The organism is Actinocrispum wychmicini (assembly GCF_004345645.1).
In the GTDB taxonomy this organism is placed as follows: Bacteria; Actinomycetota; Actinomycetes; order Mycobacteriales; family Pseudonocardiaceae; genus Kibdelosporangium; species Kibdelosporangium wychmicini.
In genome coordinates this window covers 420404-437707 of record NZ_SLWS01000002.1, presented here as the reverse complement: position 1 = coordinate 437707, position 17304 = coordinate 420404, and the positions used below count along the sequence as shown (strand labels likewise).

Genomic DNA, 17304 nt, shown 5'->3' with positions numbered 1-17304 from the left:
GCCGGGCATGCCTGCCACCGCTTTTGATCTTTGTTCTGGGGGAAATCACCACTCACCACCGGTGGTGTCGACGTCATGCCCGAACTGACCATATTGGACGGTCTTGAATGGACATATTCGAGAAGGTGCACAGCTTCACCGCGGCCAGGGACGCCATGGCCGCGGGGCTCTACCCGTACTTCATCGTGCTGGACGGGCACGAGGGGGCCGAGGTCCGGCACCGGGGCCGGGACCTGGTGATGTGCGGTTCGAACAACTATCTCGGGCTGACCACGGATCCGCGGGTCAAGGCGGCGAGCCGGGCCGCGATCGACGAGTTCGGCACGTCCTGCACGGGTTCCCGGTTCCTCAACGGCAACCTGGAGCTGCACGAGACGCTGGAGCGTGAGCTCGCGGAGTTCTGCGGCCGCCAGGACGCACTCGTGTTCTCCACCGGCTACCAGGCGAATCTTGGCGCGGTGAGCGGCTTGGCCGGGCGTGGGGACGTGGTCCTGATCGACCGCGCGGCGCACGCGTCGGCGATCGACGCGGCGGCGCTCTCCGGCGCCAAGGTTCGGACGTTCCGGCACGACGACCCGGAGTCGTTGCGACGGCAGCTGCGTGCGTGCCCGCCGGACGCCGGCAAGTTGGTCGTGGTGGATGGCGTCTACTCGATGGAGGGCGACATCTGCTCGCTGCCCGACCTGCTCAGCGTCTGCCACGAGCACGGCGCGCGACTCATCCTGGACGACGCGCACGGCCTTGGCGTGCTGGCCGACGGGCGCGGAACCGAGTCGCACTTCGGCCTGGCCGACCGGGTCGACCTGCTCACGGTCACGTTCAGCAAGTCACTCGCGTCAGTCGGCGGCGCGGTCATCGGCGACGCCGACGTCATCCACTACCTAAGGCACCACGCGCGCAGCTTGATCTTCAGCGCGAGCATGTCGCCCGCCAACACCGCGGCCGCGCTGGCAGCGTTGCGGGTTCTGAAAGAGGAGCCGTGGCGCGTGGATCACGTCCACGAGAACGCCACGTACGTCCGTGACGGGCTGCGGCGGATGGGTGTGGACGTCGGTGCCAGCAGCACGCCGATCCTGCCAGTGCCCACAAAGGACCTGCTGGACACGTTCGGCGTGTGGAAGAGCTTGCTGGGCAAGGGTGTGTACGTGAACCCGGTCGTTCCGCCGGCCGCGTCCTACCGGCTGCGGATGAGCTTCATGGCCACCCACACCGTCGACCATCTCGACCGGGTGCTGTCGGCGTTCGAGTCCGAGTTCGCCAGCCGCCCGGCGGCCGTGCTCCAGGCATGACCGCGAAACCCGCCGTGGCGGCTGTCTGCGTGGCGATGTTCGTGGACAGCCTGCTGTACAGCGTCGTCGTGCCCGTGCTGCCGGGTTACGCCAGCCGCTTGGGAGCCTCGTCGACCGCCATCGGCCTGCTGTTCGCCGCGTACGCCGTCGGGCTCGTGCTCGCCACTCCGGTGCTGGGCCGGATGTCCGACCGGATCGGCCGCCGGATCCCGATGCTGCTCGGGTCGGTAGGCCTTGCTGCGACGACTGTGCTGTACGCGTTCGCGGACGTGTATCCGCTGTTGGTGACCGCGAGGTTCCTGCAGGGGGTGGCCGCGGCAGCGGTGTGGACGGCCGGCATCGCACTGGTCGCGGACGTGACCGAGAAGGGCCGGCTCGGGCAGGTCATGGGCGTGGTGATGGCGTGCATGTCGGCCGGTCTGATCAGCGGCCCGCCGATCGGCGGCTTCCTGGAGCAGGCCGGCGGCTACCGCACGCCGTTCCTCGTCGTCGCGGCCGTGGCCGTCCTCAGTGGACTCACTCAGATGGTGCTGGTGAAGGATCCGCCAGCGACGAACGCCGAGGGCGTGCCAGTTCGGACGTTGCTGGCCGACCGATCGCTGCGCGGGACGGTGATCGCGGTGTTCCTCGGCGCGTCGGCGTTGAGCATGCTCGAACCGATCCTGCCCCTCGACCTGGCCGACCACCAGGGCGCCGGTCCGGCCGCGGTCGGCCTGGTGTTCGGTGTGGCGACCCTGGCCAACGGGGCCGCCAGCCCGGTCATCGGCGCGTTGGCCGATCGGTGCCGCCGGGTCCGGCTGATCGCGTTGGGCCTGGTCGCGTCCGGTGGCCTGCTGCCGTGCCTGCTGATCCCGGACTCGGTGGTCGGCACGGGCGCGGTGTTGACGGTGTTCGCGATCGCCTACGGGTTCATTCTCGTTCCCGCCTTGCCAGAGCTGGCCACGGTGGCGCAGCGGCATGGCGGCGGCGCGTACGCGACGGTGTACGCGGTCTTCAACATCAGTTACAGCATGGGAATGGTGCTCGGACCGGTCGCCGGTGGCGCCGGTGCCGGGCTGTCGCTCGGAGCGACGCTCGCGGTGGCCGGCGCGTTGCTGTGCGCCGGCGGCCTGCTGCTGCTCGCCGGGACAACCGGCGGTTCTGGAGAAACAGGCGCGATGGCGCCGTCGGCGAAAGGGATGACACGGTGAGCAAAACCAGGCTCGCGGTCCGGGCGTTACGGCTCGCGATCACCCGGTCCACATCGGACCCGATTCACGACTACAACGCGGCGAGCCCCACCTATGACTCGTTCTTCACCAAAGTCATGGGCGTGCATTCGGTGGCGGCGCTCGACCAGGTCACCATCAGGCCGGGGAACACCGTGGTCGAGCTCGCGTGCGGCACCGGCCACCTGACCGAGGCGATCGGCGAGCGGCTGGCCGGCCGGGGCGTGATCAGGGCGGTCGACAAGTCGCCGGGCATGCTGGAGGTGGCGCGGGCCAAGGTCACCGGCAGCTCCCTGTTGGACGTCACCCTGGAAGCCGGTGACATGGAGGAGTTCCTGCGCCGGCAGCCGACCGCCAGCGCGGACGTGGTGGTGTGCGGGTGGGCGATCTGCTACGGCAAGCCGCCGCAGCTGCTCAGGCAGATCCACCGGGTGCTCAAGCCAGAGGGGCACGTGCTGATCATCGAGACCCGGGCGGACGCGTTGCAGAACCTGGTCCGTCCGCTGGAGCGGGTCTTCGCCGACGACCCGTCCCTGCTCACGTCTTTGATCAGGATCTCGCTGCCGAAGAGCGCGGCGGTCGTCGCGCGCTGGTTCGAGAAGGCCGGCCTGGTCGTGACGCACCAGAGCGAAGGCAGCCAGGTCCTCCCGGTGACCACACCGGACGCCGCGTTGGAGTGGGTGCAGCGGTCCGGCGCCGCCGCCGGGTTCAAGGACGCGGTGGACTCCCAGCGTGAGGAGGAAGTGCTGCGGAAGCTGCGGGACGAGCTCGCGGTGCAGGTCGCGTCGAGCGGCCAGCTGCAGCTGCGGCACACGTTCCTGGTCGTGACGGGCCGGAAGCCGGCCGCATGACCCAGCTCGTGTCGCCCGCGCCCGAACGGTCCAAGCCCGGCCGTTCGGGCGGTGGCCTGCAACGGGTGCTCCAGCGGGTCGCCGAAGGCATTGTCCGCAGGCACAAACTCGTCATCGTGGCGTGGCTGGTGGTCATCGCGGCCAGCACGCCGTTCGCGTTCCAGCTGTCGTCCGTGCTGACCAAGCAGGGCGCGTCCAAAGTGGTCCCGGGCACGTCCAGCGCGGACGTGGAACGGTTGGTGGAACAGGATTTCCCGCAACGGTCACAGCGGGAGACCCTGCTGGTGCTGACCGCGCCCGATGTGCGCGAGCCGAGAGTCAGGCAGTTCCTTGCCGCGGTCGACGCTGGGCTCAGCGAGCGGGTCGCACGTGGTGAGATCGACCAGACCGTGTCCGCGTACACGATCTACCGGGACGCGGCGACCGCGTACCTCACCCAGCTGCAAGGCCCGGACGGCATTCGCACGGCCGCCGCCGACCTCGCTCTGCGTACGGATTGGGCGAAGTTCCCAGTCCCGGTGCCGCCAGAGGTGGTGTCCACGGTCATCTCGTCCAGCGGCGGAACCACGCTCGTGTCGGTGAGCTTCAGCAAGAAGGCGGGCAACGACCCGGACGTCGACGGTCTTCGGGCGCTCGCCGCGCGGAGCCTGCACGACGCCGGGCTTGACGGTGTGGCACAGGTGCACGCCACCGGCGAACTCGCGCTGATCCACGACACGTACGCGAAGGCCGACGCGGACAACGGCACGATGGAGACGGCGGCGTACGTCATCATTCTGTTGGTGTTGCTGTTGTTCTTCCGTGCCGTCGTGCCCGCGGTGGTCACGTTGGTGTCGATCGGGCTGGCGATGAACGTCAGCCAGGCGGCGCTGTTCGGGCTGGGTCACGCGGTCACGCTCACCCAGTTCACGGTCACCATCATGACGTTCGTGATGCTCGGCGCGGGCGTGGACTACAGCATGCTGCTGTCGTCCCGATACAGACAGGAACGGCTTGCCGGGCGGTCGGTTCGTGAGGCTGTCGTGCACGCGACCACGCACGCGGGGGAGAGCGTGATGCTGGCCGGTGGTGCGGTGGCCCTGTCGTTCGGCGCCACCCTACTGTCCCCTGTGGACTGGATTCCGCCGCTGGGGTACGGCGGGCTGCTCGGCATCCCGATCATCCTGCTGGCCGCGTTGACGTTGACCCCGGCGCTGCTCACGCTGTTCGGCGACAAGTTCTTCCTGCTCGGCCGTAAACCGTTGGCGGACATGGAGAGCACCGGCCTGCTCAGCCGGTACCTGCGGCGGGTCTCGGCGGTGGCCAGCCGCCGGAAGATCGCGGTCACCCTGCTGTTCCTGCTGGTGACGGTCCCGTTCGGGTTCGTCGTGGCGTCCAACCACTCGACCGCCGACCCGGTCGCGCTGAGCCCGGACACCGACTCCAAGCGCGGCTTCGAGCTGGTGGCCAAGGAATGGGGCCACGGCACGGTGTTCCCGACCGTGATCGCCGGCCCGATCGCCGCCGGCGCCGCCGACGGGACCAAGCTGACCGACAGCGGCTACCAGGCCGTGACCGACCTCGGCGACCGGCTCGCCGGCGTCCCTGGCGTGTCCGAAGTGGACACGGTGGCCCGGCCGTTCGGCAAGGCGTTGCCGCGTGCCGAAGTGACCGACCTCCCGCCGGACGTCCGCAAGGACTTCCTGGCGGACAACGGAACGCTCCGGATCGTGGTGAAGCTGAAGGACGAGCCGTACTCGGCGGCGGCTTCGGACACGGTCAAGCGGGTGGAGACGGTGTTGTCCGATGCCGGCAAGGCGGTCGGCAACCTCGAACTCGGTGGCGCCACAAGGGTCGACGAACAGTACGGGTCGGCGTTGAACTCCAGCTTCTGGCAGATGGTCCTGCTGGTGTCGCTGGGCGTGTTCCTCATGCTGCTGCTGACGATCCGCTCACTGGTCATCCCGTTGCACCTGATCGGCACGATCATGATGAGCAACGTGTGGGCGATCGGCGTGACGGTCCTGCTGTTCCGGGACGTGTTCGGCCTGCCGGTCATCGACGACCTGCCGATCTTCCTGATCATCCTGATGATGGGCCTGGGCATGGACTACGAGATCTTCCTCGTCACCAGGGTCCGTGACCTGGTCCGCGGCGGGATGGCCAACGGCCCGGCGACCATGCGCGCGGTCGTCGACACCGGCCGGGTGATCACGTCGGCGGGTCTGGTGATGGCCGGCAGTCTGGGCACGATGGTGTTGTCGTCCACGATAATGTTGCAGCAGTACGGCACCGGTTTGGCGACCGCCGTTCTGTTGGACGCGACGCTGGTGCGGATGCTGTTCGTGCCCGCGACACTGTTGCTGTTCGGCAAGTACAACTGGTGGCTGCCGAAGTTACGGAGAGCCGCGCGATGACGGTGTTGCGCTGGGTCCGTACGCGTCATGAGATGGCACCGCTCGCGACCGCGTTGGTCGGGTACGCCATCCTCGCGGCGGTACGGATCGCGGGCGCGTTCGAGATCCCCTTTTCCGTGCTGTCCATAGCATTGACGCCATGCGTTCTCGCCGCAGTGCCGCGGGACGCATGGCAGGAGATCGGGCTACGCCGGACCGGTGGCTGGCGCCTCGTGCTCGGCGTCGGCGTGGTGGTCGTCGTGTACGCGGACGTGGTCGCGTGCAACTGGGCCGCGTTCGGTTCGGGCGCGGCCAACTGGACCACCGGAATCCCCAGGCTGTTCCACGACCTGGTCGGCGGAGCGACCGCGCTGGCCGGCGTCGTCATGGTGCTCGCGATGGGCCTGTTCGTCCCCCTGATCGAGGAGATCTGCTATCGCGGCGTTCTGTTCACCACTGTGCGGCGGAATTGGGGCGTCGTCCCGGCCGTGGTGCTCACGTCCGCCGGCTGGGCGTTGGTGCACCTGGGCAACTACGGGCTGAACCCACCCAACGGCGGGGTGATCCTCGGTGTCCTGCCGTCGGTGTTCTGCATGGGGCTCGCGCTCGGCTTCTGCCGCGCGCTGACCGGGTCGGTGCTGGCCAGCGCGATCGCCCAGGGCACCGCCAACCTGCTGCTCGTGGCCTGGGTCGTGTGGTCATGAACGGCCACGTGCTGCTTTTCGAACGGCTCGTGCCGGACCAGTTGTGGGCGCGTGTCGGCCCGATGCTGCCGTCCACCCGTGCCCGGCCGCAAGGTGGCGGCCGGGCACGTACCGACGACCGAGCCGTGTTCACGGCCGTGGTCTACGTGCTGGGCAGCGGCTGCGGCTGGCGCCAACTCCCACGCTGGTTCGGCGTCAGCGCCCCCACCGCCCACCGCCGTTTCATCGAGTGGACCGCCGTGGACATCTGGAGCCGCATCGAGCACACGGTCGCCGACGGAATGTCCTGTGAGGACACTTGGCTGCGAGCCATCGTCGACGCGGCCAAGGAACGGGCCTGCAACTGACGCTATGGCGCGTCAACGGCGATGTCGGTCAGCCCCGCGTAGATCTCTGGCCGGCTGCGGCGCAGGCGTAGGGCCATGCCGAGCCCGACCACGGCCGCGATCACCAGCAGCCACGGCAGCAGCGCGATGACCGGAGCCTCGGAACCGGCGAGCGTGGGGAAGTTGACGACCGCGAGCACGGTCACGCCGATCAGGCCGAGCCCGCCCAGTCCCGGGGCGACGGCCGTGGTCCAGACGCGTGGGTCGCGGCGACGGCGGAAGTACACGACGACGGCGACCCCGGCCATGGCCTGCAGCACGATGATGCCGAGCGTGCCGATGCCGGTCATGCTGGCCGTGAGGTCGGCGAGCGGGTCGAGGCCGGTCACCGCGAAGATCCCGGCGACGATGGTCGCGAACGCGATCTGTACGGCGCTCGCGATGTAGGGCGCGCCGTTCTTGGCGTTGGTGCGGCCCAGCGCGGCCGGCAGCACACGGGCACGGCCCAGCGCGAAGAGGTAGCGGGTGGCCGAGTTGTGCAGTGCGAGCAGCGCCGCGAAGAGGCTGACCACCAGGAGCAGCATCATCACGTCGGTGAGGGTCGAGCCCAGGTAGTCCTTGCTGATCGAGAACACCAGGTCGCCGGTTGACAGGTGGTCCTGGCCGGCTTGGCCGGCCTGGGCGACCCCGAGGGCGGTGACGATGGCCAGTGTGGTGACCGCGGCGAACACGCCTATCGCGGTGATGGCGATGTAGGTGGCTCGGGGGATGGTGCGGCGCGGGTCCCGGGCCTCCTCACTGAACAGTCCTGTCGCCTCGAACCCGACGAACGCGTTGAACGCGAAGAGGAACGCGAGGCCGACCGAGCCGGAGAACACGACGCCGGGCGCGAACGCCGTGAAGTCGTATCCGTGGCGCACCAGCACCGCGACGTCGAGGACCAGCAGGATCGACACCTCAAGGACGAGCGACGTGCCGAGCACCTTCGCGCTGACATCGACACCGCGGCGGCCCAACAGGAACACGGCGACCACCGACACCGCGCTCCACAATGGCCACGGTGTGTCGAGCCCGAAGACCTGCTGGACGACGCTGGCGGTGAAGAACCCGCTGGTGCCGACGGCGCCAGCGACGAAGCAGTTGTAACCGACGAGCGCGACGAACGCCGCGACCAGGCCTGGCGGGCGGCCGAGCGCCTTGGTGACGTACACGTAGAACCCGCCGGCGCCGACGACGTCCTTGCTCATCTGCGCGTATCCGGTCCCGAACAGAAGCAGGATCAGCGCGGCGATGGCGAACGCGCCGGGCATGCCGCCACCGTTGCCCACCGCGATGCCGAGCGCGGCGATGACGATGATGCCGGTGAGTGGTGCCACCGCGGCGAGGACCAGGAACACCACTCCGGCTGTGCCAAGTGCGTCGCGTCGAAGTCGCCCTGCGGACCCGGTTTCCATGGTCGTTCTCCTCGCGCCGCGCGGTATTGACCTGACACGATCGCTTGTCCGGTGGGGATCCTGATAGCGCCGGCGCCGGCTGTGCTGCCACGGTCAAGGGCTGTGCTCGCAATGCAAAGGCAGGTGCCGGCTACCGGCTGGCGTGGCGGATGATGTCGTAGGCCGTGATCGCGGCGGCGAGGTGGCGGGCGTCGGCGGGCTGGGTGGCGTCGTGGCCGGTGAGGATCTGGATGCGGCCGAGGCGGTAGGTCAGCGTGTTGCGGTGGATGTTCAACGCGGCCGCGGCGTCGCCACGGTGGTAGCCGGACAGGACGAACCCGCGCAGGGTGTCGATCAGGTGCGGGTGCCCGGCCAGTGGCGCCAGCACGCGGGCGAGGAGTTCGCGGGCCGGTCCCGGCTGGGCTATCTGGTACTCGATGGCGAGGTCGGCGAGCCGGTAGAGACCCGGCGGGCGGCTCAGGTTCTCGGCCAGGGCAAGGACTTCCGCGGCTTCGTTGTGCGCCGCCGGAATGTCGGCGTGGGTGGCCGCGGTGGCGGCCGCGGCGACACACCGATGGCCGGTCACCGCGTCGATCCGGGACATCAGCCGGTCGGCACCACCGGTCGGGACGAGCACGATGCCGCCGTCGTCCTTGAACGTCACCAGCACGTCCGGCTGACTGTCCATATCGGACCGGATCTGGCGGAACAGGTTCGTCGCGGCCCGGGGACCGCTGTCCGCGGGCAGCGCGGGCAGATGGAACACGACGACGTCGTAGCTGTCGGCGAGCTTCCGGCTGGCGGCGCGCCGTGCCGGGCGGCCGGCCAGCAGACCGGCGGCCAGGTTCTGGCGGTCCTCGCGCTGCTCCCAGTCCAGGTCGTCACGTTCGCGCAGGTACGCGGCCGCGACCCGGGGGATCACCGCACCCAGGAAGCCGATCATCCGGGTACCGAGCACCTCAAGGTCGACATCCCCCTCGGCGGCCATCGCCCAGGCCACGCCGGCGCCCGTCGGGTAGGTCTGGAGCACGGCTTCGAGCGGTAGGCCGTCGCGGGCCCGTTCGGCACCCCAGGCGATCGGGGGCGCCAACTCCTGCTCGGTCGGTGGCCGTCCCTCGGCGACCGTGGTCAGGAACAACTCGAAGACGCCCTTGGCGTTGGCCACCAGATCGCCCTCAAGCACGCTCGCCGGCAGCAGCCGGTAGGCCGGGATCTCGACCGCGCATCGAGCGATCATCGCGGTCGCGATCTCGTCGATCCGGGGCAGCAACGCGTCGACGTTGTTCATGCCGACATTGTCACTGTGCACAAACCTCCGCGGCAAGTTTCTGCGCGTTGTGCTAGCAGACAGCGTTGGCCGACCGGAGCATGCTGTGCATGCAGACCAGATCGAGTCGACCGATCACGAAAGGGAGTCGCAATGGCGCGAACGAAGGTCCGCCGGGCGAAACGATGGGCGGGCATCGCCGGCACACTGCTGGCGCTCACGCTCGGCGTGGGCACGGCCGTCCCTGCCCAGGCCGCGACCGCCGGCGGCAACAACGACTTCTCCTGCCGGCCGGGCGCGGCCCACCCGAACCCGGTCGTGCTGCTGCACGGCACCTTCGCCACCTACTACGAGGACCTCAACTTCCTCCAGGCCGACCTCGCCGCCCGCGGCTACTGCACGTTCTCTCTGACGTACGGCGCCTACCCAGGGTTCCCGTTCGTCGGCGGCCTGAAGCCGGTGGCCGAGTCGTCGGTGGAGATCAAGAACTTCGTCGAGCGCGTCCGTGGCGCGACCGGCGCGGCCAAGGTCGACGTCGTCGGGCACTCCGAAGGCGGCCTGCAGTCCCTCTACCTGGCCAAGATGCAGGGCATCCAGTCCGAGATCGCCCATGTCGTGGCGATCGCGCCACCCACCCACGGCGCCAACGCGTCCGGCCTGCTCACGCTGGCGTACACGCTGCTCGGCAAGGGCACCTGGGACACCATCGTCAAGACGATCGGCCTGCCGATCTTCGCCGACGAACTCGACGGCGGCGCCGCGGTCATCGCCCTGAACACCGGGCCGGTCGCGCAGCCGGGAATCGACTACACGATCATCACGTCGCGCTACGACGAGCTGGTGACCCCGACGGAGACCTCGTTCGTGCGCGAACCTGGCGTGCACAACCGTTACGTCCAGGACTCCTGCCCGTTCGACCCGGTCGGCCACATCGGCGAGGCGTACGACCTCAATGTCTGGCACCTGGTCCGCAACGCGCTCGACCCGGCGCACGCGACCCCGATCGCCATCTGCGCCGTCGGCTCCCCCGGCTGAACCCGATGACCGCGACCAGCCCATCCACGGCCTGGCCGCGCTACGACGGGCCGGACGACCTCGCCGCGATCGAGGCCGTCCCCCTGTCCGAGCGCGACCTGCCGGAGAGCACCTACGCCCTGCTCCAGCAAGCCGGAGCCCGCTTTCCCAGCCGTCCGGCGGTGACGCTGCTGCCGTCCGCGGCGCGCTGGGCGGAGCCGGTGACCTGGACGTTCGCCGAACTGCTCACCCGCGTCCACCGGATCGGCAACGCGCTGAGCACGCTCGGCGTCGGGCGGCTCGACGCGGTGGCGCTGCTGTCGCCGAACACGGGGGAGGTGCTCGCGGCGACGTTGGCGGCCGAGGCCGTCGGCGTCGCCGCGCCAGTGAACCCCGGGCTCGCCGCGTCGCAGATCCGCTCGCTGCTGCAGGCGTCCGGCGCCAAGGTCCTGATCGCCGCCGGCCCCGAGTTGGACCCCGATCTCTGGGACACCGCGCTCGGGCTGGCGAGCGACCTTGGCCTGGCCGCTGTCCTCGCGGTCCGTCCCGACGGTGCCGCTCCTGGCAGACCCGCCCTGCCCGGGAACGCCGCCTGGCTCGAAGACCTCGCCGCCATAGCCGAGCCGAGCACGCTGCTGGCAGATCCGCCCGTAGCGACCGACATCGCCGGCTACTTCCACACCGGCGGCAGCACCGGCACCCCGAAGATCGCGGTGCACACCCACGCCAACGAGGTCACCATGGCGTGGACGCTCGCCGCGTGCAGCGGCGACGAGGACATCGTGCTGCTGGGCGCATTGCCGTTGTTCCACGCCAACGCGTTGTTCGTCACCGGGCTCGCACCGCTGTTCAAGGGCCAGCAGGTGGTGTGGGCCGGGCCGCTCGGCTACCGGGATCCCGCGCTGTACCCGGCGTTCTGGCGGATCGTCGAGCGCTACCGGATCGGCGCGATGTCAGCGGTGCCCACTGTGTACGCCGTGCTCGTGCACATCCCTGTCGACGCCGACATCTCCACCCTCACCCTGCCGATCGTCGGCGCGGCGCCCCTGCCCGATTCCGTGCGTACGCAGTTCCGCGACCACACCGGAGTCGAGCTGTGCGAGGGCTACGGCCTCACCGAGGCCACCTGCGCCTCCGTGCGGTCGTTCCCTGGCGCACCCCGCCCCGGCACAGTCGGCCAGCGAATGCCGTACCAGCAAATAAAAGCCGTGCGGATGGACGACAACGGCTGGACCGACCTCCCCGCCGGCGAGCCCGGCGTGCTGGTGGTCAGCGGACCCAACGTCTTCCCCGGCTACCTGCGCCAGACCGCGGCCGGCCGGATCCCGGACCCCGCCGGAAAAGTGGTCGACGGCTGGCTGGACACCGGCGACCTGGGCAGCGTCGACACAGCCGGGTTCGTGCGACTGACCGGCCGAGCAAAGGACCTGATCATCCGCGGCGGGCACAACATCGACCCGGCCGGAATCGAGGACGCGCTGCTCACCCACCCAGCGGTGTCCAGCGCGGCAGCCGTCGGCCGGCCAGACCGCCACGCCGGCGAAGTCCCCGTCGTGTACGTGACCCTGCACACCGAGACGTCGCCGGAAGAACTGCTCACGTGGGCGGCCGAGCACGTCCCCGAGCGCGCCGCGGTACCGAAGGACGTCTATGTCGTCAAAGAGATCCCGTTGACCGCAGTCGGCAAGCAGTACAAACCAGCTCTGCGCCAGGACGCTTTACGGCGTGCGGCCGAACACGAGATCGCGTCGCTGGACCTCGCGGGAGTGACCGCCACGGTCGTGGTGGACGGAGACGAGCCGGTCGTCGTGGTCGACCCGGGAACCCACCAGGCCGGCATCGGCGAACTCGCGTTGGCCCTCGACGCCTACACCTTCCGTTGGCGCCTGCTGGAGCGATAGCTCATTGTCCGGCCCGGATCTCCTCAGCCAGCTGACAGCAGCACTTGCCGGCCTCTTCGCAGGTGTGGCCCATGCCGGCGGCTTTGGCCTGGCCACCGGGTGACCGCTCGTAGACCACCTTGCCGTCAACCACCGTGGCGGCGATTCCTCTGTGGATGAGGTCGTGTGGGTCCTGGGTGAGGACGTCGCCGTCGACAATGCAGACGTCAGCCGCCATCCCAGGCTCCAGTGTGCCCTTCCAGCTCTCCGCGTGGTCCTGCCAAGCCGCGGTCCGGGTGTAGGTGGCCAGCGCTTCGGGCATGGTGATGCGCTCCGCGGTGCCGGCGACGCTGCCGTCGCCGCCTTCTCGCAGCGCGGCCGCCATCACGCCGCGCAGCCAGTGGAACGCCACCACAGGCGCGTCCGATCCGCTCGCCACCTGCACGCCTGCGTTGAGCGCGCTGCGGTAGGGCCACTGGTACTCCGTCAGTTCGGGCCCGATGATCGATTCGAGCACGCGCCCCTGCAGGTACAGGATCTCCGCGTTCATGTTCGCGCCGATCCCGTTGCGCGCCATCGTCCGCAGTGTCCGCGCGGACGGGAAGTTGCAGTGGATCACGTAGTGGCGCAGATCCGCCCTACGCCAGTTGTGCCCGACCGCTTTGACGTACCCGGCGACTGTCGCGTCGGTGGTCGCGTCGCCGGTCGCGTGCGTGCCGACTTGAAGCTTGGCGTCGGTCGCGATCTTGATCATCTCGTGCAGGTTGGCAAGCTGCTCGGCCGGTGTGGCGCCGCCGATGGTGAGACGACCGTTGGATCCGTCCAGGTACGGCTTGTTCATCCACGCGGTCCGGAACCGGGGGATACCGTCGGCGAAGAGCTTGACCCCGACGACACGCAGGATCCGGGGATCAACGTCAGTCAAAGGCTGGTATCCGGCCAGGACGTTCCGCAGCGACTGTGGCGTGGTTCCTGCGCCCAACAGTGCGGAGATGCGCAGAGGTAACGTGCCGGAACGCGCCTTCTCCGCGTAGATGCCCAACGTGTCGACGTCGATGCCCGGTTCGGTGACGCTCGTGATTCCCATGGTGTGCAGGAGTTTCACGCCGCTGTCGATGGCTTGTGAGCGTTCCTCCCGGGTGTACGGCGGGACGACACGGCGCACCAGGCCCGCGGCGGTCTCGCGGAACACGCCCGTCGGTTCGCCGTTCGCGTCCTTGTCGATGACGCCGCCAGGCGGTGGCACGGTGTCGCGGGTGATGCCTGCCATCCGCATCACGACGGAGTTCACGGACACCGCGTGCCCGGAGAAGTCACCGAGGATCACCGGATGGTTTCCGGAAACCGGGTCGATGTCGGCGGCGACCGGTGCCCGCGGCAGGACGAGTTCCTGCCAACCCCGGCCACGGATCCACGAATCCGGCGCGGGTGCCTCAGCCGCAGCCTTTCGCAACACCGCGACCAGTTCGGCGATCGTCTTGGTGTCCACGCTGACGCTGTACGGCGGGGCGCTCAACCCAAGCGAGTTCAGGTGGTTGTGTGAGTCGTTGACGCCTGGAAGCACCGTGCCGCCGCCCGCGTCGAGCAGTTCTGTCTGGGGGCCTGGTAGCGTCGGATGTCCCGGCCGCTGCCCACGGCGAGTACGCGCCCGCCGCGGATGGCGACGGCCTCCGCCGTGCGGAAGTGCTTGTCCAGGATGAGCACGCGTCCATTGTGGATGATGAGGTCCGCGGTGCCCGGCGATGCGTTCGCGACCGTAGGCAACGCTTCCGTGATCGCTGTACCGGCGGCCACCACGGCGGCTCCGCGCAGCAACTGACGACGATCCATCGTCGAGCCTCCTTGGGTCGGTCAGCGGCAGGACTCACGGGGGAACCGGGCGCCGGACAGAAACTTCAGCACGTCACGGTTGAAGTCGACAGGACGTTCCCAGTTGGCGGAGTGGCCGGCCTTGCCGTAGACCAGTGTGCTGCAGCCCGGTAGGTGGCCGACGATCATCCGCAGGATCGGCGGCGGCAGGTAGAGGTCCGCGTCCCCGCCGATGAGCAGGGTGCGGACCGACAGGGTTTCCAGTCGCGCCCAACTGATCGGCTGCGACACCAGTTGGCTGTCGACCGAGTGCCCGCCGAGTGACCTGTCCGAGATCTCCCGCCACTGCCGGGCACCGGTCTCGTTGGCGGCGCGGTAGTACGGGCTCAGTTCGAGGAAGTCGTGCGGCATGTCCGAGAAACCCGGTGGTCGCAGCAACGAGGTCACCCGAAGGTACTCCGGGTCGGAGATACCCATGAAACTGCTCAGGATCACCAGGCTGAGCAGCCGTTCCGGGTGCAGCAGCGCGTAGTCCGTCGCGAAGTAGCCGCCCAGCGCCGCGCCGAGCAGGTGGAACCGCCGCAGGCGCAGGTGGTCGACCAACGCCTGCAGATCGTCGGCGCCGACACCCGGGTTGCCGGGCGCGGGCGGCGAGGAGTTGTAGTGCCCGCGCCGCGAGTACGCGATCACCCGATAGCCGGCCTTGGCGAAGACCGGCTGCTGGTACGGCCAGGACAAAGCGCTGCCGCTGCCCGGGTGCACCAGCACGACCGCGGGGCCGTTGCCACCGGTGTCCCAGTACCACAGCCGCGCCCCCGGCACATCCAGAAACCCTTCGCTGGCCGGTACTTGAGCCGGGACCGGCTCCGGCGTGTCGCACGGGACGCGCCGGTCAGGATCGGCTGTCGCCGTCCCCGGGACGGCCATCGCCGCCGCGGCAGCCGTGGTAGCCAACATGATCCGTCGTCGGCTCACGCCGTCCGACCTCGCCGAGCCTGTCATGCGAACTCCACCGTCTCGTCCTGCCTGGTAGACCGAGAGGATGCCCCTCCAGTGTTGTCAATGTCAACACCCTGAATGAGGTGCCGTGGTGGCTCAGGTCTTGGTCTCCGGCGTCAAGTGTCCTGTGTGTTGACATCAACAACAGGCGGCTCACATACTCGTGGGAGACCAGGGGAGGACTTCTCCGTCGCGGACGAGTTGGCCGTAGTGCTGGGGACGGACCGGGTCGAGCGCGAGATCCAGGAGAGCGACAGCGGCCTGGGCGGGAGTGGGCGCGGTGCTGACGTCCCACCACATGGCGGATGTGGGGGTGTTCATCATGCCGGGGCAGACCGCGGCGAGCAGGATGCCGCGTTCGGCGTCGTCCTCGCGGCGCTGCTCGGCAAGGGTGCGCACGGCGGCGACCTGGCCGATCTTGGACGGGATGTTGACGAAACCAGGCCACGCGCCACTGCGGGCGCTTCCGTCCCGTACGGCGTCGCGCCATGCGGCGACCTGCTTGTCCACGTCGTCCAAAGAGGACAAGTTGGCGAAGCGGTCGTGCAGCGCCGGTGCCAGGTAGTGCAACCTGCCGAACGAACTCGCGACGACGATCAGCCGGCCGTTGTCCCGTAGTAGGGGAGCGAAGGCGCGCAGCATCCGGGTGGTGCCGAAGTTGTTCACCTCGGTGTAGCGGTCGACGATCGCGCGTGGATCGTCGTCCGGTCCGACTCGCATGACGGCGTTGTTGAACACGATGTCGACGCCGCCGTGCCGCTCGTTCAGTTGCCTGGCGAGGCGGTCGGCGGCTTCGGGATTGGCCACGTCCAGGATCTCGCCACGGACCCGCGCGCCGCCGCTGGGCACGGTGTCGACGGCCTGGGTGACCCGGTCGATGTCCCGACCGGTGAGGTAAACGGTGTCCTCAGTGGACATTCGGTGGGCGAGTCCCTCGGCCAGTGCCAGGCCCAGGCCCTGGGTGGCGCCGGTGACCAGGGCGACCTTCGTCATGCCGGTCCTTTCGCGAGCAGGGTTTCGGAGAGGGTCCACAGGCGTTCGGCGCTGTCCGGGTCGACACCCGCCAACTGGGGCGACGTGGCCAGGAGGACCGAGGTCGCCGCGCCCTGTTCCGGCGTCTTGATCAGGCTCATACCGGCCACGCTAGGCAGCCCGCGGCCATGCCGCCAACGAAAGACAGTCAACCATGGTATGCGTATATGTCATGGCCTTCACCGATGCCTCGCTGACCGCGCTCCGGGTGTTCCGGGAAGTGGCCGAGCGGGGCACACTCACCGCCGCGGCGACCGCACTCGGCTACACGCAGTCCGCGGTATCCCGGCAGATCGCGTCACTGGAACGCGCGGCGGGCACGCCGTTGCTGGAGCGGCGGCACGACGGGGTACGGCTCACCCCGGCCGGACGGGTCGTGGTCCGCCGCGCCGCCATCGTCGTCGACCAGGTCGACACGACCGCGCGGGAGTTGGCCGGCCTGCCCGAGGACCACAGCACGATCCGGCTCGGCTGGTTCGCCAGCGCCGGCGCCTGGCTGGTTCCCCGCGCGCTGGCCGCGTTGCGCAGCACCCACCCGGCCATCACCGTGATCACCCGCGAGGGCAGCACACCGGCACTGGTGCGGGCGCTGCGGGCCGGCACCCTGGACGTCGCACTGCTGGCGTCGGCACCGCCGTTCCGCCCACCGGACGCCGAAACACCCGCACTGGAACTGCACATTCTCACCGAACGCAGCCTGCGCGTCGCCGTGCCCACCACGCATCCGTTGGCCCGCAACGAGTTCATCGAGATCGCCGACCTGCGCGGCCAACGCTGGATCGCCGGACCGGGCCACGAAGGGGTGATGGGCGTCTGGCCGGGTGTGGACGAACGCCCCCAGATCGCCCACACCGCCCGTGACTGGCTGGCGAAACTGCACCTGGTCGCCGCCGGCTGCGGTATCACCACCGTGCCCGCCTCGTTCTCCTCCGCGACACCGCCCGGAGTGCGGATCCTGCCGGTCCGCGGCGGACCGGCGGAGCAACGCCGCATCCACCTCGCCCGAGTCCCGCGACCACTACCGGAACCGGTCGCCCGCCTCGCCGACGCCCTGCGCGCCGCCGCCATCGAGACGGACACCCCGGCATAGCCCCGAACAGGTGCTCGGTTGCGTCCG

The 17304-nt window shown here is 69.4% G+C and carries 16 protein-coding genes; 9 read left to right on the top strand and 7 right to left on the bottom strand.

Translation table 11 applies throughout. The features are described from left to right. Positions 1–107: 107 nt before the first annotated feature. Genes EV192_RS10520 through EV192_RS10495 form a run of 6 tightly spaced genes read left to right on the top strand, consistent with a single transcriptional unit; the run spans position 108 to position 6774 of the window. On the top strand, positions 108–1289 hold the full coding sequence (locus EV192_RS10520; protein WP_132113862.1) for an aminotransferase class I/II-fold pyridoxal phosphate-dependent enzyme: 1182 nt from the start codon (positions 108–110) through the stop codon (positions 1287–1289). Beyond that, positions 1286–2479, top strand: coding sequence for an MFS transporter (locus EV192_RS10515; protein WP_132113860.1), 1194 nt, complete (start codon positions 1286–1288; stop codon positions 2477–2479). The genes EV192_RS10520 and EV192_RS10515 overlap by 4 nt, the downstream gene beginning before the upstream one ends. Further along, on the top strand, positions 2476–3348 hold the full coding sequence (locus EV192_RS10510) for a class I SAM-dependent methyltransferase (RefSeq protein WP_132113858.1): 873 nt from the start codon (positions 2476–2478) through the stop codon (positions 3346–3348). The genes EV192_RS10515 and EV192_RS10510 overlap by 4 nt, the downstream gene beginning before the upstream one ends. Continuing rightward, positions 3345–5744 (top strand): MMPL family transporter, encoded by a 2400-nt coding sequence (locus tag EV192_RS10505; protein WP_132113856.1) that lies wholly within the window; start codon positions 3345–3347, stop codon positions 5742–5744. Before EV192_RS10510 ends, EV192_RS10505 begins: the two co-directional genes overlap by 4 nt. Next, complete coding sequence (locus EV192_RS10500) at positions 5741–6427, top strand: CPBP family intramembrane glutamic endopeptidase (RefSeq protein WP_132113854.1); 687 nt, start codon at positions 5741–5743, stop codon at positions 6425–6427. Before EV192_RS10505 ends, EV192_RS10500 begins: the two co-directional genes overlap by 4 nt. Next, entirely contained in the window at positions 6424–6774 is a 351-nt protein-coding gene (locus EV192_RS10495; protein WP_132113852.1) for a transposase, read from the top strand. Before EV192_RS10500 ends, EV192_RS10495 begins: the two co-directional genes overlap by 4 nt. A gap of 2 nt (positions 6775–6776) precedes the next feature. Here EV192_RS10495 and EV192_RS10490 read toward each other — a convergent pair whose 3' ends face one another. Both EV192_RS10490 and EV192_RS10485 read right to left on the bottom strand, forming a co-directional pair. Then, the gene (locus tag EV192_RS10490) at positions 6777–8207 is read right to left on the bottom strand and encodes an APC family permease (protein WP_132113850.1); all 1431 of its coding nucleotides are present in this window, start codon (positions 8205–8207) and stop codon (positions 6777–6779) included. 130 nt (positions 8208–8337) lie between these two features. Then, positions 8338–9474 (bottom strand): PucR family transcriptional regulator, encoded by a 1137-nt coding sequence (locus EV192_RS10485; protein WP_132113848.1) that lies wholly within the window; start codon positions 9472–9474, stop codon positions 8338–8340. Positions 9475–9606: 132 nt separating this feature from the next. Between EV192_RS10485 and EV192_RS10480 the strand changes: the two genes are divergently transcribed. Together EV192_RS10480 and EV192_RS10475 are read left to right on the top strand one after the other, a co-directional pair. Then, entirely contained in the window at positions 9607–10488 is an 882-nt protein-coding gene (locus EV192_RS10480) for an esterase/lipase family protein (RefSeq protein ID WP_132113846.1), read from the top strand. Positions 10489–10493: 5 nt separating this feature from the next. Beyond that, the gene (locus tag EV192_RS10475) at positions 10494–12368 is read left to right on the top strand and encodes an acyl-CoA synthetase (RefSeq protein WP_132113844.1); all 1875 of its coding nucleotides are present in this window, start codon (positions 10494–10496) and stop codon (positions 12366–12368) included. Between the two features lies 1 nt (position 12369). Here EV192_RS10475 and EV192_RS10470 read toward each other — a convergent pair whose 3' ends face one another. The 5 genes from EV192_RS10470 to EV192_RS10455 all read right to left on the bottom strand — a co-directional run bounded on the left by EV192_RS10470 (position 12370) and on the right by EV192_RS10455 (position 16288). Beyond that, the gene (locus EV192_RS10470; RefSeq protein WP_165960331.1) at positions 12370–13911 is read right to left on the bottom strand and encodes an amidohydrolase; all 1542 of its coding nucleotides are present in this window, start codon (positions 13909–13911) and stop codon (positions 12370–12372) included. Next, positions 13875–14177 (bottom strand): twin-arginine translocation signal domain-containing protein, encoded by a 303-nt coding sequence (locus EV192_RS53715; protein ID WP_165960330.1) that lies wholly within the window; start codon positions 14175–14177, stop codon positions 13875–13877. Before EV192_RS53715 ends, EV192_RS10470 begins: the two co-directional genes overlap by 37 nt. Before the next feature lie 21 nt (positions 14178–14198). After that, on the bottom strand, positions 14199–15131 hold the full coding sequence (locus tag EV192_RS10465; RefSeq protein ID WP_243726760.1) for an alpha/beta fold hydrolase: 933 nt from the start codon (positions 15129–15131) through the stop codon (positions 14199–14201). A gap of 177 nt (positions 15132–15308) precedes the next feature. Beyond that, on the bottom strand, positions 15309–16148 hold the full coding sequence (locus tag EV192_RS10460) for an SDR family NAD(P)-dependent oxidoreductase (RefSeq protein ID WP_132113839.1): 840 nt from the start codon (positions 16146–16148) through the stop codon (positions 15309–15311). Further along, the gene (locus EV192_RS10455) at positions 16145–16288 is read right to left on the bottom strand and encodes a hypothetical protein (protein ID WP_243726759.1); all 144 of its coding nucleotides are present in this window, start codon (positions 16286–16288) and stop codon (positions 16145–16147) included. The genes EV192_RS10460 and EV192_RS10455 overlap by 4 nt, the downstream gene beginning before the upstream one ends. 71 nt (positions 16289–16359) lie before the next feature. Here EV192_RS10455 and EV192_RS10450 point away from each other — a divergent pair, with 71 nt between their 5' ends. Beyond that, entirely contained in the window at positions 16360–17277 is a 918-nt protein-coding gene (locus tag EV192_RS10450) for a LysR family transcriptional regulator (RefSeq protein ID WP_132113837.1), read from the top strand. Positions 17278–17304: the final 27 nt, after the last annotated feature.

What these genes read in the sequence shown, in the direction of transcription:
- EV192_RS10490 (WP_132113850.1), bottom strand. Translation starts at nt 8,207, where the DNA reads ATGGAAACCGGGTCCGCAGGGCGACTTCGACGCGACGCACTTGGCACA.
- EV192_RS10495 (WP_132113852.1), top strand. Translation starts at nt 6,424, where the DNA reads ATGAACGGCCACGTGCTGCTTTTCGAACGGCTCGTGCCGGACCAGTTG.
- EV192_RS10520 (WP_132113862.1), top strand. Translation starts at nt 108, where the DNA reads ATGGACATATTCGAGAAGGTGCACAGCTTCACCGCGGCCAGGGACGCC.
- EV192_RS53715 (WP_165960330.1), bottom strand. Translation starts at nt 14,177, where the DNA reads ATGGATCGTCGTCAGTTGCTGCGCGGAGCCGCCGTGGTGGCCGCCGGT.
- EV192_RS10460 (WP_132113839.1), bottom strand. Translation starts at nt 16,148, where the DNA reads ATGACGAAGGTCGCCCTGGTCACCGGCGCCACCCAGGGCCTGGGCCTG.
- EV192_RS10475 (WP_132113844.1), top strand. Translation starts at nt 10,494, where the DNA reads ATGACCGCGACCAGCCCATCCACGGCCTGGCCGCGCTACGACGGGCCG.
- EV192_RS10480 (WP_132113846.1), top strand. Translation starts at nt 9,607, where the DNA reads ATGGCGCGAACGAAGGTCCGCCGGGCGAAACGATGGGCGGGCATCGCC.
- EV192_RS10500 (WP_132113854.1), top strand. Translation starts at nt 5,741, where the DNA reads ATGACGGTGTTGCGCTGGGTCCGTACGCGTCATGAGATGGCACCGCTC.
- EV192_RS10450 (WP_132113837.1), top strand. Translation starts at nt 16,360, where the DNA reads ATGGCCTTCACCGATGCCTCGCTGACCGCGCTCCGGGTGTTCCGGGAA.
- EV192_RS10455 (WP_243726759.1), bottom strand. Translation starts at nt 16,288, where the DNA reads ATGAGCCTGATCAAGACGCCGGAACAGGGCGCGGCGACCTCGGTCCTC.
- EV192_RS10515 (WP_132113860.1), top strand. Translation starts at nt 1,286, where the DNA reads ATGACCGCGAAACCCGCCGTGGCGGCTGTCTGCGTGGCGATGTTCGTG.
- EV192_RS10505 (WP_132113856.1), top strand. Translation starts at nt 3,345, where the DNA reads ATGACCCAGCTCGTGTCGCCCGCGCCCGAACGGTCCAAGCCCGGCCGT.
- EV192_RS10485 (WP_132113848.1), bottom strand. Translation starts at nt 9,474, where the DNA reads ATGAACAACGTCGACGCGTTGCTGCCCCGGATCGACGAGATCGCGACC.